10 protein-coding genes, 2 tRNA genes and 1 other RNA gene are annotated in these 14007 nt (G+C 71.6%); 6 read left to right on the top strand and 7 right to left on the bottom strand.

Translation table 11 applies throughout. The features are described from left to right. Positions 1 to 62: 62 nt before the first annotated feature. Both ABZ826_RS25145 and ABZ826_RS25140 read right to left on the bottom strand, forming a co-directional pair. The gene (locus ABZ826_RS25145) at positions 63 to 839 is read right to left on the bottom strand and encodes a PIN domain-containing protein (protein WP_361452411.1); all 777 of its coding nucleotides are present in this window, start codon (positions 837 to 839) and stop codon (positions 63 to 65) included. Between the two features lie 189 nt (positions 840 to 1028). Further along, positions 1029 to 1116 (bottom strand) — tRNA-Ser (locus tag ABZ826_RS25140). 131 nt (positions 1117 to 1247) lie between these two features. Between ABZ826_RS25140 and ffs the strand changes: the two genes are divergently transcribed. The 6 genes from ffs (at position 1248) to ABZ826_RS25110 (ending at position 9995) form a co-directional block, all read left to right on the top strand. Continuing rightward, an RNA gene (ffs, locus tag ABZ826_RS25135) (signal recognition particle sRNA small type) lies at positions 1248 to 1344 on the top strand. 85 nt (positions 1345 to 1429) lie between these two features. Then, positions 1430 to 3607 (top strand): DNA polymerase III subunit gamma and tau, encoded by a 2178-nt coding sequence (locus ABZ826_RS25130; RefSeq protein WP_361452408.1) that lies wholly within the window; start codon positions 1430 to 1432, stop codon positions 3605 to 3607. A 142-nt stretch (positions 3608 to 3749) separates the two neighbouring features. Further along, on the top strand, positions 3750 to 5000 hold the full coding sequence (gene purD / locus ABZ826_RS25125; protein WP_361452405.1) for a phosphoribosylamine--glycine ligase: 1251 nt from the start codon (positions 3750 to 3752) through the stop codon (positions 4998 to 5000). A 272-nt stretch (positions 5001 to 5272) separates the two neighbouring features. Continuing rightward, positions 5273 to 7042, top strand: a complete 1770-nt coding sequence (locus tag ABZ826_RS25120) for a hypothetical protein (RefSeq protein WP_361452402.1) — start codon at positions 5273 to 5275, stop codon at positions 7040 to 7042. 469 nt (positions 7043 to 7511) lie between these two features. Next, a complete protein-coding gene (locus tag ABZ826_RS25115; protein ID WP_361452399.1) occupies positions 7512 to 8972 on the top strand; it encodes a N,N-dimethylformamidase beta subunit family domain-containing protein in 1461 nt (486 codons plus the stop codon). Between the two features lie 108 nt (positions 8973 to 9080). Continuing rightward, the gene (locus tag ABZ826_RS25110; protein ID WP_361452396.1) at positions 9081 to 9995 is read left to right on the top strand and encodes a phosphoribosylaminoimidazolesuccinocarboxamide synthase; all 915 of its coding nucleotides are present in this window, start codon (positions 9081 to 9083) and stop codon (positions 9993 to 9995) included. Between the two features lie 100 nt (positions 9996 to 10095). On the opposite strand, the gene ABZ826_RS25105 is transcribed toward ABZ826_RS25110, so the two are convergent. The 5 genes from ABZ826_RS25105 to ABZ826_RS25085 form a co-directional block, all read right to left on the bottom strand. After that, a tRNA-Gly gene (locus ABZ826_RS25105) sits at positions 10096 to 10168 on the bottom strand. A 22-nt stretch (positions 10169 to 10190) separates the two neighbouring features. Further along, positions 10191 to 10802, bottom strand: coding sequence for a response regulator transcription factor (locus ABZ826_RS25100; RefSeq protein WP_361452393.1), 612 nt, complete (start codon positions 10800 to 10802; stop codon positions 10191 to 10193). After that, the gene (locus ABZ826_RS25095; RefSeq protein WP_361452390.1) at positions 10799 to 12061 is read right to left on the bottom strand and encodes a histidine kinase; all 1263 of its coding nucleotides are present in this window, start codon (positions 12059 to 12061) and stop codon (positions 10799 to 10801) included. Before ABZ826_RS25095 ends, ABZ826_RS25100 begins: the two co-directional genes overlap by 4 nt. Positions 12062 to 12080: 19 nt before the next feature. After that, entirely contained in the window at positions 12081 to 12851 is a 771-nt protein-coding gene (locus ABZ826_RS25090; protein ID WP_361452387.1) for an ABC transporter permease, read from the bottom strand. Then, positions 12848 to 13858 (bottom strand): ABC transporter ATP-binding protein, encoded by a 1011-nt coding sequence (locus ABZ826_RS25085; protein ID WP_361452384.1) that lies wholly within the window; start codon positions 13856 to 13858, stop codon positions 12848 to 12850. Before ABZ826_RS25085 ends, ABZ826_RS25090 begins: the two co-directional genes overlap by 4 nt. Between the last annotated feature and the right edge of the window lie 149 nt (positions 13859 to 14007).

Raw genomic sequence — 14007 nt, 5'->3', positions numbered from 1 at the left:
TCATGCGCGGACCGCTAAATGATCATTCGAAGGTGGACCCGGCTGGCACCCCCGTTCGACCGTCAAGCATCACGGCCGAATGAGCAACAGCCAGTCAGCCGCATGTTCATGTCGTCGGTGAGCACCCGAGTGCCGGCATCCGGAAGCATCTGGTCGAGATCAGCTGCACACATGAGGATGCGCAGGTCTGCGTCCACGCCGGGCGGATGCGGCCGCTGGTCGAGGCTGACCTCCAACGTGACCTGCTCGGTCAGCTTCACGGGGGCTCCCGGTGTAACTCCGGTCAGTCTGCGGTCGAGATACCGGATCGCGGTGGCAGCGCGCTTGGCCAGCATCCCGTCGCCGTACTTCTGCCGGTCGAGCTCTTCGATGACCACCAGGGGCACCAGCAGGCGCGTGAGGGGAGCGTCAAAGCCCTCATCCTTGAAGAGCTGGCGCCAGTTGATGGTGTGGGGCTGATTCCACCAGTTGAGGATGTTGGTGTCCATGATCACCGGCACGCCAGGACGCTCGGCGTACTCCTTCAGTCGCTGCAGCTCCTCCGTGGCCCGCTCCAGAGCCGCGATCTGTGTGCGCAGCTCGCGGGAGACCGCTCGGTTGGCCTCGGGGCCGATGCCGGCGATGGGAAGCAGGTGCCAGTACGTCGGGGACAGCAGGGCCTCGGCGAGGTTGGGCTCAGCGAACACGGCCAGGTGTGGGAGCGCATGGTCGACGGCGACGGTGTACGTCTGCCAGGCCGTCTCGTATGGCTGACCGGACTGGGCGTTCATCAGCACGTTGAGGGCTTCGCGCAGCTCGGCCTGGGCACGCTCCACGGAAATCCCTGGCTTCAGTCTCATGTCCGGACACGGTGGCCCCGAGGTGTGGAGGGGCACGCCTTGTTTTGCCTCGATAGAGAGCGCTGTCGGTGGCTTGCCCGTTGACGTCGTGGGCGTGGGCAGCAACTGAGACCAAAACTGAGACCACATACGTCGAAGGGCCCCACCGCAAGCGGTGGGGCCCTTCGACGTATTGCCCGGTGAGAGCAATGGCGGAGGATACGAGATTCGAACTCGTGAGGGGTTGCCCCCAACACGCTTTCCAAGCGTGCGCCCTAGGCCACTAGGCGAATCCTCCGCGGCAAACAATACAAGACGTTGAGGAGTGCTCGCGAACCCGTTCCCCTCAAGATCCGCTCGGGCTCGTCCGGGGAGGTTCGGGAAGGTGGGGCAGTGGACCGACAGGGGTGGGGATCGGCTAAGGTGGGCGTCAGCCCCTCACGTGGCGCTATCTGACTGAACTCCCCCAGGGCCGGAAGGCAGCAAGGGTAGGTCGGCTCTGGCGGGTGCGTGGGGGGCCCTTGTGTTTCCGGTGTTTCCGGGAGGGGTGCGGGGTGGGGCTTCGCCCTGTCCGGGGCCGCTTGTCAGTCCGCCCGGATAACCTCGTAGGTGTGTCGTCCCTTGCGCTGTACCGCCGCTATCGCCCCGAGTCGTTCGCCGAGGTCATCGGGCAGGAGCATGTCACTGACCCGCTGCAGCAGGCCCTGCGGAACAACCGGGTCAATCACGCGTACCTGTTCAGCGGTCCGCGCGGTTGTGGCAAGACGACCAGTGCGCGCATCCTCGCCCGTTGCCTGAACTGCGAGCAGGGCCCGACGCCCACGCCGTGCGGGGAGTGCCAGTCCTGCCGGGACCTCGCGCGCAACGGGCCGGGATCGATCGATGTGATCGAGATCGACGCCGCATCGCACGGTGGCGTGGACGACGCCCGTGATCTGCGGGAGAAGGCGTTCTTCGGTCCGGCGTCGAGTCGTTACAAGATCTACATCATCGACGAGGCGCACATGGTCACGTCAGCGGGGTTCAACGCCCTGCTGAAGGTGGTCGAGGAGCCGCCGGAGCATCTCAAGTTCATCTTCGCGACCACCGAGCCCGAGAAGGTCATCGGCACCATCCGCTCGCGTACGCACCACTACCCGTTCCGTCTCGTCCCGCCGGGCACGCTGCGCGAGTACCTCGCGGAGGTCTGCGGCAAGGAGAACAGCCCGGTCGAGGACGGTGTGCTGCCGCTCGTCGTGCGGGCCGGGGCCGGTTCCGTGCGTGACTCGATGTCGGTGATGGACCAGCTGCTGGCCGGCGCGGCCGACGACGGTGTGACATACGCCATGGCGACCTCCCTGCTCGGTTATACGGACGGCTCGCTGCTGGACTCGATCGTGGACGCCTTCGCGGCGGGCGACGGGGCCGCGGCGTTCGAGGTCGTGGACCGGGTGATCGAGGGCGGAAACGACCCGCGCCGCTTTGTCGCCGATCTCCTGGAGCGCCTGCGTGACCTGGTGATCCTGGCCGCCGTGCCGGACGCCGGGGAGAAGGGGCTGATCGACGCACCCGCCGATGTCGTCGAGCGGATGCAGGCTCAGGCGTCCGTCTTCGGCGCCGCCGAGCTGAGCCGCGCCGCCGACCTGGTCAACGAAGGACTGACGGAGATGCGCGGGGCGACCTCGCCGCGCCTCCAGGTCGAGCTGATCTGCGCCCGGGTGCTGCTGCCCGCGGCCTTCGACGACGAGCGTTCGCTCCAGGCCCGGCTGGACCGGCTGGAGCGCGGCGCGTCCTTCGCGACCTCCGGCACGGGCCCCGCCATGGGGTATGTGCCGGGGCCGGAGTCACTGGCCCATGCCCCCGCCCCCGTCGCACCGGCCGTGCAGCCCGGCGCCGGACCCGCTGCCGCGCGTGCGGCGGTACGAGGGGAGGCACCCGCCCCTGTGGCGCCGCCCGCACCTGCCGCAGCGCCCCCGGCAGCCGCGCAGCCCACGGCCCCTGCCGCTGCCGTCGTGCCTCAGCCGCCGACCGGGGCCCCGGCTCCCGCGGACGGTCAGCGTCCCGGTGCCTGGCCCACCGCCGCCGCGCCGGAGTCCGGCCGCCGTCCCGGTGGCTGGCCGACGGCTTCCGCCCCCGGCCGGTCGCCGGCCCCGCAGGCCGCACCCGCCCCCGCTCAGGCCCAGCAGCCGAGCGCCGCTCCGGCGCCCGCCGCCGAGCAGGGCCCGGGGACGGCACAGGGCGCCGGCCAGGTACGGAACATGTGGCCGGACATCCTGGAGGCCGTGAAGAACCGCCGCCGCTTCACCTGGATCCTGCTCAGCCAGAACGCCCAGGTCACCGGTTTCGACGGCACCACCCTGCAGATCGGCTTCCTGAACGCGGGTGCCCGCGACAACTTCGCGAGCAGTGGCAGCGAGGACGTGCTGAAGCAGGCCCTCGCCGAGCGGTTCAACGCGCAGTGGAAGGTCGAGGCGATCGTCGACCCGTCGGGCGGCGCCGGAGCACCTCCGCAGACCGGCGGTGGTCGCCCCGCCGCCGCGCCGCCCGTCGCGCAGCGCCCGGCCCCCGCGCCTCAGCAGCAGTACGAACCCCGGCCCGCCCCCGCCCCGGCCCAGCAGCCGAGCCCCGCTTCCGCCGCGGAGCCCGCTCCGCCGTCGTACTCCGCGCCCGAGCACCCGCGCCCGGTCGCTCCCGAGGACGACACCCCCGAGGCGGACGACCCCGACCTCGTCGACTCGGCACTCTCCGGGCACGACCTGATCGTCCGGGAGCTGGGCGCCACGGTCGTGGAGGAGTTCACCAACGAATAGCCGGGGCAGCCGGACACCGCCCCCTGGACGCGGTTCCCGGGCGCGCGGGGCGCGCGGTCGCGAGGCCGCGGTCGCGCGCCCCGGGTGTCCACGGAGCGGCGTCCGTCAAGGCCGCCGGGCCCCGGCGGCTAGGCTGCACCCCGTGAAGGTCCTCGTCATCGGCGGCGGCGCCCGCGAACACGCCCTGTGCCGCTCTCTCTCCCTCGACCCCGACGTCACCGCTCTGTACTGCGCTCCCGGCAACGCCGGTATCGCGGAGGTGGCCGAACTGCACCCGGTCGACGCCCTCGACGGTGACGCCGTCGCGCGTCTCGCCGCCGACCTGCGCGCCGAGCTGGTGGTCGTCGGCCCGGAGGCGCCGCTCGTCGCCGGGGTCGCCGACGCCGTGCGCGCCGTGGGCATTGCCTGCTTCGGCCCCTCGGGTGAGGCGGCTCAGCTGGAGGGCTCCAAGGCGTTCGCCAAGGACGTGATGGCCGGGGCGGGCGTCCCGACCGCCCGCAGCTACGTCTGCACCACGCCCGCCGAGATCGACGCCGCCCTCGATGCCTTCGGCGCCCCGTACGTCGTCAAGGACGACGGGCTCGCCGCCGGAAAGGGCGTCGTCGTCACCGACGACGTCGAGGCGGCCCGTGCCCACGCCCTGGGCTGCGACCGTGTGGTCATCGAGGAGTACCTCGACGGCCCCGAGGTCAGCCTCTTCGCGATCACGGACGGCACCACCGTGCTGCCGCTCCAGCCCGCGCAGGACTTCAAGCGCGCCCTGGACGACGACGAGGGACCGAACACCGGCGGCATGGGCGCGTACTCGCCTCTCCCGTGGGCCGACCCCAAGCTGGTCGACGAGGTCATGCAGTCGGTGCTCCAGCCGACCGTCGACGAGCTCCGCCGCCGTGGCACCCCGTTCTCCGGGCTGCTGTACGCGGGCCTCGCGATCACCTCGCGCGGCGTCCGGGTGATCGAGTTCAACGCCCGTTTCGGTGACCCCGAGACCCAGGTGGTCCTGGCCCGTCTGAAGACTCCACTGGCAGGAGTCCTGCTGGGCTCCGCCAACGGCACGCTCGACGAGCTGCCCCCGCTCAAGTGGCGTGACGAGGCCGCCGTCACCGTGGTCATCGCCTCGCACAACTACCCGGCCACGCCGCGGACGGGCGATCCGATCGAAGGGCTCGACGATGTGGCGGCGCAGGATGCCCCGGAGGCGTACGTCCTGCACGCCGGGACGAAGCGGGACGGCGACACGATCGTCAGCGCCGGCGGCCGCGTGCTGTCCGTGACCGCGACCGGAAAGGACCTCGCGGCCGCCCGGGAGCGCGCCTATACGGCGACTGCCCGGATCCGGCTCGACGGCTCGCAGTTCCGTACGGACATCGCCAAGAAGGCCGCGGAAGCCTGAGACCGGGCCGGGATCCGTAGCCACGCGCCGGACCCTGTGGACACCCACCGACGCGCCGCTGCCCCATGGACGGCGGCGCGTCAGCACCTTTGCCCAAAGCCATTCCATCGAGTGACGACTGGGCCATCCGGATGACGCCCGCCAAGGCCCCAACTAGGGTGCGGCGCAAGCATTCCGGCACATGGCTCACTGGCATTGCGATGTCAGTGACGGGTGCCACAGTGGGGGAGTGAACAACACCGCCGCGGGGGCAGAGGGGGTGACGTCCGGCCGTGTCCGGTACCGGTACAACTGAGGAGCTGGGTGCGCAGAGTGCGCGCGCCCGAGCTCTCGCGCTGCTGCGCATCCGCAGCAGGGCAACAGCCGCGGCCATCCTGCCGGCGGCGGTCGCCGTCGTGCTGCTCGTCGCGGGCGCCCAGGGCCATGCCGTCGGCAACGGCTGGGACGCGGCGCGCTGGGCCGTGACGGCCTGCGCGGTCGTCGTGCTCCTGCTCGCCACCGCGGTCGCTGTCGCGATCGTACGAGCGAGGCCGGCGGTCAGTCCGACCGTTCCGCTCGCAGAGGAAGCCGCCCCGGATCTCTACCGTCTGGTCAGGGACCTCGCCGAACGGCTCGGGGTTCCCGCGCCCTCGGCGATAGCGCTCACGCCCGACTGCGACAGCTGGCTGGAGGACCGCACCCATCCCGCCGCGCAGCGGCTCACGACAGGCCCCGGAGCCGATCGGGCGGAGCGCTCCGCGGGCCGGGTCCGCCGCCGGGTGAAGGCGGCCCCCGTGCTGGTCATCGGTTCACCGTTCCTGTGGTGGATGCGGGTCGCGGAGCTACGGGCGGTGCTCGCCCCGGTCGTGGCGGGCACAGGGCCCTCCGTGCATCCCGACATAGCGGCGGCGCGTCGCTTCGTACGGGGGCTGGACGGAGCAATCGCCGACGCGGCCGTGCCCGTTCCGGGACCGCTGTCCGGGGTGCGCAGAGTGCCGCGTCTCTTCGTCGGCTGGATCGCCCGGTTGCTGCTGCGCAGTTGTCGCAGCCATGCCGCGGAGATGGAGCGGGGCGTCGCCGCCGCCGCGTCGGTCCGCGCACAGGGTGTGGACTACGGTCTCCGGATCGTCGCCCAGGAGCAGGTGGGCCTCGCCTACGCGGGCTGGGACCGGCTGCTCACGCGGGTCGCGCTGCCCGCCTGGCAGATGGGCCGCTGGCCGTCCCGGCTGGACGCGGGTGTCGTATCCGCGCTCACCGAGCTCTCCCGGCGCGACCGGCTCGCCGACGGATTCACCTCCCGGCTCGGCGAGCGCCCCGCCTGTGACCTCCTGGAGGAACCGGGCGCGGCCGACGAGGCGGCATCGCTGCTGGCGGCCCGGCTCTTCCACGGCGGTCCCGCGGAGTCCGGTCCCGACTGGTCGCCGGTCGACTGGCAGCAGTATCCGGATGAGGTCGTCGACCGGAAGTGGCGTACCGAGGCCGCCCGTCTGCATCGTGTCCTGGACTCGATGGGGGTGGCGTCCGCACCGGCCGCCCACGACTCCGGCCCGGCGGGCCGTCCCACATTTCCCGTCGATGCCGGGGTGCCCACGCTTGCCCGTGTCGTCGAGCATCTGGCCGGTGGGGACGGAATCGGCGAGGATCTCGCGGCCGGGATCAGCGCCGCGCTGGCCCGCGAGGTGGCGGCGGTCCAGCGGCAGCCACCGGCCGGCGGTGCGTCGAGTCCGGCGGGCACCCCGAGCGCGGTCGGCGCGGGCAGGGACATCCTGGATATCTGGGGTCCGGACTCCCTCCCGCTCTTCCCGCTCCAGCCGCCCCGTACGGGTACGGAACTGCTCGCCGACCACGTCGCGGCGATGGTCTGCTGTGCCGCCGTCGACACGGCGGGCGCGGCCCCCGGCCTCGACTGGCTCGACGGCCCCGCGCTGCTGGTCGACGGTGAGCGCCGGGCGGATCTGGGCAGTCCCGTCCTCACTCTCGTCGAGGACGGGGACGCGGCTCCGCTGCGGTCGTGGCTCGCCTCGGTCGGCGTACGCACCGACAAACCCGTCCGTCTCGTCTGATCCACGGGCTCCCGGTGGCGAACCCGTCCGTCTCGTCTGACCCACCGGCTCCCGACGGCGGACCCGTACCACGGCAGGCACACCGGCCCTCGGTGGCGGACCCGCACCACGGCAGGCCCACCTGTCTCCACCTCCTCACCGGCAACGCCGCTGGGGCTGCCGGCACCCCAATACCCGGAAGAAAACGTTCCGTTCACGTCAATTAGCGACGAAGGGTGACGGGCCGCATGCGTTATGTGATGTGCTGGGGATCGACGCTGACAGTGGGAGCATCGCTGTTGGCGCACCGATGACGCACGGCCGGATGCGGTCGGCGGCAACGGTCAACGGTCAGGACCACCGTCGGCGTTCGACGCCCGTGAGCGGCGTCGGCGTCCGGCGTCGGCGTTCGGCACTCGCGTCCGGCGTCCGCGACCGGCGTCCGTGACGTCGATCAGCTGTTCTCGGGGGCCTGTGGGAGGGAAGCGGTATGGGGGCGGAGCAGATTCGTCGATGGGAGTCGGGTGCCCTCGCGCACGCCGTCTCCGACCCCTTCGGCCAGGGCCCCTTGCCCTGGCTGCGCGGCAGTGAGAACTACTTCGACGACACCGGACACGTCGTCCCCTGGTACGCCGACCCCACCCTGGCCCGGGGCACCGACGGCGGCACCCGGACGGCCGACGACGTGCACCGCCAGATCAAAGGTTTCATCTCCACCGGCGCCGCCGCCCCGGGCGAGGCGATCGACTTCCACATCACCGTGGACCCGCCCCAGCAGTTCTCCGTGGACATCTACCGCATCGGCCACTACGGGGGCGACGGTGCCGCCCAGATCACCACGAGCCCCCGGCTCTCCGGCATCGTCCAGCCCGCCCCGCTCACCGCCGACCGCACGGTCTCCTGCCACCACTGGTGGCAGTCCTGGCGGCTGCAGATCCCCTCCTACTGGTCGATCGGCGCGTACGTCGCCGTGTTGACCACGGTCGACGGACACCGCTCCCACATCCCGTTCACGGTCCGCGACGAGCACCCGGCCGATCTGCTGCTGGTGCTGCCGGACATCACCTGGCAGGCGTACAACCTCTACCCGGAGGACGGGCACACCGGTGCCAGCCTCTACCACGCGTGGGACGAGCAGGGCCGCCTCCTGGGCGAGGAGGACGCCGCGGTCACCGTCTCCTTCGACCGTCCGTACGCGGGTGCGGGGCTGCCGCTCCACGTCGGCCATGCCTACGACTTCATCCGCTGGGCCGAGCGGTACGGCTACGACATCGCGTACGCCGACACCCGTGATCTGCACGCGGGCCGGATCGACCCGGGCCGCTACCGGGGTCTGGTCTTCCCCGGCCACGACGAGTACTGGTCGGTGTCCATGCGCCGTACCGTCGAACGCGCCCGTGACGGCGGCACCTCGCTCGTCTTCCTCTCCGCCAACACCATGTACTGGCAGGTCAGTCTCTCCCCGTCGCCCTCCGGTGTCCCGGACCGCCTGCTCACCTGCCGCAAACGCCGCGGCCCGGGAAAGCCCGCGCTCTGGCGCGAGATCGACCGCCCGGAGCAGCAGCTCCTCGGCATCCAGTACGCGGGCCGGGTCCCCGATCCGCACCCCCTGGTCGTGCGGAACGCCGAGCACTGGCTGTGGGACGCGACGGACGCCGGCGAGGGCGACGAGATCAACGGCCTGGTCGCGGGCGAGGCCGACCGCTACTTCCCGCGTACCGCGCTTCCCGAGCACGAGAACCGCATCCTGCTCGCCCACTCCCCGTACCGGGACAACGAGGGGGTCAAGCGTCATCAGGAGACCTCCCTGTACCGGGCCCCGTCCGGCGCGCTCGTCTTCGCCTCCGGCACCTTCGCCTGGTCTCCGGCCCTGGACCGCCCCGGCCATGTGGACCCGCGCATCCAGCGCGCCACCGCCAATCTCCTCGACCGCATCTGCAAACGCGACTGAGAGCCTGTCGACCCCGCGCCCGGCGCCACGGACGCCCCCGCTCCACCTCACCGCACCCCGATACGGGAGAATCGGAACGACTCCTGGATCAACCTACGCGGAGGCAGCGTGTCCGGATTTGTAGAAAAGCCCGAGCCAGTGCAGGTCCCGGGGCTCACCCACCTGCACACCGGCAAGGTGCGCGACCTGTACCGGAACGAGGCGGGCGACCTCGTCATGGTCGCCAGCGACCGGATGTCCGCGTACGACTGGGTCCTGCCGACCGAGATCCCGGACAAGGGCAGAGTGCTCACCCGGCTCTCGCTGTGGTGGTTCGACCGGCTCAGCGATCTCGTGCCGAACCACGTGCTGTCCACGGAGCTCCCCGCCGGAGCCCCCGCCGACTGGGCCGGCCGCACGCTGATCTGCAGGTCGCTGAGGATGGTCCCGGTCGAGTGCGTCGCCCGCGGCTACCTCACCGGCTCCGGGCTCGTCGAGTACGACGAGTCCCGCACGGTCTGCGGCCTCGCGCTGCCCGAGGGCCTCGTCGACGGCTCCGAACTCCCGGCACCGATCTTCACCCCCGCCACCAAGGCGGCCGTCGGAGACCACGACGAGAACGTGAGCTACGAGGAGGTGGCCCGCCAGGTCGGCGCCGAGACCGCCGCCCAGCTGCGCCGCACCACGCTGGACGTGTACGGCAGGGCCCGTGACATCGCGCGCGAGCGCGGGATCATCCTCGCGGACACGAAGTTCGAGTTCGGTTTCGCTCCCACGGACGGTGGCGGCGAGGAGCTGATCATCGCCGACGAGGTGCTGACCCCGGACTCCTCGCGCTTCTGGCCCGCCGCCGACTGGGAGCCGGGCAGGGCCCAGCCCTCGTACGACAAGCAGTTCGTGCGCGACTGGCTGACCTCGCCTGCCTCCGGCTGGGACCGCAGGAGCGAGCAGCCGCCCCCGGCGCTGCCCCAGGAGATCGTGGACGCGACCCGGGCGAAGTACCTGGAGGCGTACGAACTCCTCACCGGCACACCCTGGCAGTAGGAGGAGCTCACAGAGCGGTCTCGCGGACACGAAGCAGCAGGCAGAGCCCGGAACACGAAGAAGCCCCCGGCCGAGAGACCGGGGGCTTCTTGCTGAACAGAGCGGACGACCAGGTTCGAACTGGCGACCTCAACCTTGGCAAGGTTGCGCTCTACCAACTGAGCTACGTCCGCAAGCGCCGAAGCGCGAGGACCACTATACCCATCCGCGCTCCCGGGCGAGACGCACCGCCGCATGACGGTTCTCCGCTCCCAGCTTCGAGACAGCCGCCGAGAGGTAGTTCCGTACGGTTCCCTGCGACAGCGACGCGCGCTCCGCGATCTCCGCGACCGGGGCCCCGTCCGCCGCCAGCTCCAGCACCTCGGCCTCGCGCGCGGTCAGCGGCGAGTCCCCGGCAGAGATCGCGTCGGCCGCCAACTCCGGGTCCACGTAACGGTTTCCGGCATGCACGGTACGGATGATCCCGGCCAGCTGCCGGGCGCTGACCGTCTTCGGTACGAAGGCCCGCACGCCGGCCGCCAGTGCCCGCTTCAGATGTCCCGGCCGGCCGTGACTCGTCACGATCATCGTCCGGCAGCCGGGCAGTTCGGCCCGCAGGGATGTGGCCACACTCACACCGTCGGCGCCCGGCATCTCCAGATCGAGGACCGCCACATCGGGCCGGTGGGCCCGCGCCATGGCCAGTGCCTCCGGGCCGGTCGCCGCCTCCGCGACCACCACGAGATCGTCCTCCAGGGCGAGCAGCGCGGCCAGCGCGCCCCGGATCAGATGCTCGTCGTCGGCGAGCAGCACCCGTACAGCCGTCATCGTCGTTCCTCCACAAGTGCGGCAGCCGTGCGCGGCAGCGGGATCTCGGCCGTCAGCCGGAACAGTCCGTTCCCCGCCGGGCCCGCGTCCAGCGAGCCGTCGAGCGCCCGGAGCCGCTCGCGCAGTCCGGCCAACCCGGACCCGCCCGGTTCTGAGCCGCCCGGTTCTGAGCCGGCCCGCGGCGCCCCGTCGTTCTCCACCTCCAGCACCACCGCGTCCGATGAGGCGCGGAGCCGGATCGTGCAGTGCCGCGGATCGCCGTGCCGCAGCACATTGGTCGCCGCCTCCCGCACCACCCAGCCGAGCGCCGACTGCACCGGCGCGGGCAGCGGACGACCCTCGTCGCCCTCCACCGCGCACGCGATCCCGGCCGCCCGCAACACCCCCCGCGCGCCGGCCAGTTCCGTGCTCAGATCGGCCTCCCGGTATCCGCGTACGACATCGCGCACCTCCTGCTGCGAGGCGCGGGCGATGCGCATCACCTCGACCATCTGGTCCACGGCCGCCGGATTCCCGCGTTGGGCCAGCTCCACCGCCAGCTCGCCCTTCAGCGCGATCACGGCGAGATTCCGGCCCAGGACGTCGTGCATGTCCCGGCCGAACCGCAGCCGCTCCTCGGCGACGGCCAGCCGCGCCTCCATGTCCTTCGCCTCACGGAGCTTCCACATCACACTCAGCGTCCAGGCGGACAGGCGCGTGGTGACCGCCATCACCCCGCCGCCGAACGCCGTCGTGAGAAGGGCGACGGCCACCAGCGCGCCGCCGCCGCCGAGCAGTCCCACCGCGGCGGACACCGCGGCCGAGACGGTGGCCTGCTGAAGCATCGAGACCCAGCCCGGCACGATGAGCACGAACGCGCAGGAGAACGGCACGACACAGGCGCTGAGCACATATCCCGGCTCGGGGAACTCGCGCATGCCCGTGCAGGCGGCGAGGGCCAGCACCGCCGCCATGTTCGTCACCAGCGACACGGCCCCGACAGCGACCAGCCGCCGGTCCAGGGTCCCCTGGCCCAGGTACCTCGCCAGCCCCCTGGCAGCCAGCGTCGTCCCGCAGATCCCCTGGGCGACCGCGAGCAGGATCGTCAGGGCGATCAACGCGGCGGGGGCCGCACCGCGCACGGGCCGGGTCACCGACATCAGGACCTGGACCAGCACCGCGATCCACATCAGGCTGTACAGCGTGCCACGCGTGTACAGATCGACCTTGTCGAACCCGGTGCGGCCGCGCCAGCCCCGGCCCCAGGTCCGCCACCGCACCCGCACAGCACCCTCCTCCTCAGCGTCGGGGTTCCCAGCGGAACCACCGCTGTACAGCAAACACGGCGAGCACCGTCCAGGCCAGCGCGGTCAGTCCGGCCCCGAGCAGGTCGTGCCCGTCGGCCCCGCCGAGCCAGCCCGCCCGTACGAGCGTCATCACCCCGGTCACCGGCAGCAGCTCGCACACGGATGCCACCCGGTCCGGCAGGACCTCCAGCGGCACGAAGAGCCCGGAGCCCATCATCGAGACGAGGAACAGCGGCAGCGTGGTGATCTGCGCCGTCTGTACGGTCCTGGTCACCGCGGAGGTGACGGCGGCCAGTGCCGACAGCAGCACCACACCCGACAGCATTCCCGCGACGAGCAGTTCGGGCCGATCCGGCGCACCGAGTCCGAAGAAGGCCGCACCGGCCAGGACCACCAGCACCGCCTGCCCCAGCGCCAGCGCGACCGACGGCAGCGCGGTCCCGACGAGGATCTCCCGGTCGGTGACCTCGCCCGTGCGCAGCCGCTTCAGGACCAGTTCCTCGCGCCGCGCCACATACGCGGCGACCAGGTTCATGTACACGACCTGCATCAGCACCATGCCGATGCCACCGCTGAGCGCCGCCCCGGCCACGGTCAGCCCGGTTCCGCCCAGATCGATCTGATCCAGTGTCGACTTCATCGCCACGACCATCGCCACGGGCACCAGGAGTGCGACGAAGACGGCCGTCCTGTTGCGGGCGAGCAGGGTCAGCTCGGCGCGTCCCAGAGCGTTCAGCCGCCCGGACATCGTTGTACTGGTCATGCGGCGGCCGCCTTCCGCGTCTGCGTATCCGACACGCTCTGCGCGATGTCGAGAAACGCCTCTTCGAGCGAGGCCGACCGGGCATCGAGCCCGAGCAGCCGTATGTCCGACTGCTCCGCCCAGCGCAGCAGTTCACCCAGCGACTCCTGCAGCCGGTGGGTACGAATCTCGACCTTGTGTCCCTCGGCCGCCGCCTTCAGCGGCAACGGGAGCCATGCCGCCGGCACTCCTTCGGGCAGCTCGAACCGGATACGGGCGGGGCGGGCCGCCGTCACCTCGGCGGGGGTGCCCGCCGTCACGATCCGCCCCCTGTGCATGATCGCCAGCCGGTCGGCGAGCATCTCGGCCTCCTCCAGGTAGTGCGTGGTGAGCAGGACGGTGGTGCCGCCCTCGCGCAGTATCCGGACCAACTCCCAGGTGTCGCGCCGTCCCTCGGCGTCGAGCCCGGTGGTCGGCTCGTCCAGGAACAGCACCTCGGGCCGACCGAGCAGGGCCAGCGCCAGGTCGAGCCGGCGCCGCTCACCGCCGGAGAGCTGCTTGACGCGCACCCGTGAACGATGGGCGAGCCCGACCAGGTCCAGCACCTCCCCCGTCGGCCGGGCGCCACTGGTGCAGCCCGCCCACATCCTCACCGTCTCGGTGACCGTCAGCTCGGACGGGAAGCCGCCCTCCTGGAGCATCACCCCGATCCGTGGCCGGACGGCGGGGCGTTCGCGGTACGGGTCGTGGCCGAGCACCCGCACGGATCCGCTGTCGGGCAGGGCGAGGCCCTCCAGCAGCTCGACGGTGGAGGTCTTTCCGGCGCCGTTCGTACCGAGCAGGGCGAAGAGCTCACCGCGCGCCACCGTGAAGGAGACGCCGCTCACCGCCTCGAAGCCGCCGTCATAGCGGCGCCGCACACCGCTCGCCTCGATCACCGGGTCGGCGACGGAGCCGGGAGCGGAGGCGGCTGTGGCGCATGCCACAGTCCTGTCCGTGCGGTCCTTGGGAATGTCGTCGCTGGTCATGCCTACAGATTTCCGCCGGATCGGCGCCGCGAGCAGTGCGAGCTGTCATCACTGCTCATGACAAACGTCATGGGGCAAAGGGCCCTGGGCGCAGACGGGCGGGAAGCGGGTGGGAATACGACGAAGGCCCTGGTCGATATCGACCAGGG

Source organism: Streptomyces sp. NPDC047515 (genome assembly GCF_040643055.1).
Taxonomy (GTDB): Bacteria; Actinomycetota; Actinomycetes; order Streptomycetales; family Streptomycetaceae; genus Streptomyces.
Note: the sequence above shows the minus strand (reverse complement) of the source record. Positions and strands in the feature narration are given on the sequence as shown.

Coding starts and splice junctions, on each gene's coding strand:
- ABZ826_RS25145 (WP_361452411.1), bottom strand. CDS start 839: ATGAGACTGAAGCCAGGGATTTCCGTGGAGCGTGCCCAGGCCGAGCTG.
- ABZ826_RS25115 (WP_361452399.1), top strand. CDS start 7,512: ATGGGGGCGGAGCAGATTCGTCGATGGGAGTCGGGTGCCCTCGCGCAC.
- ABZ826_RS25100 (WP_361452393.1), bottom strand. CDS start 10,802: ATGACGGCTGTACGGGTGCTGCTCGCCGACGACGAGCATCTGATCCGG.
- ABZ826_RS25090 (WP_361452387.1), bottom strand. CDS start 12,851: ATGACCAGTACAACGATGTCCGGGCGGCTGAACGCTCTGGGACGCGCC.
- ABZ826_RS25085 (WP_361452384.1), bottom strand. CDS start 13,858: ATGACCAGCGACGACATTCCCAAGGACCGCACGGACAGGACTGTGGCA.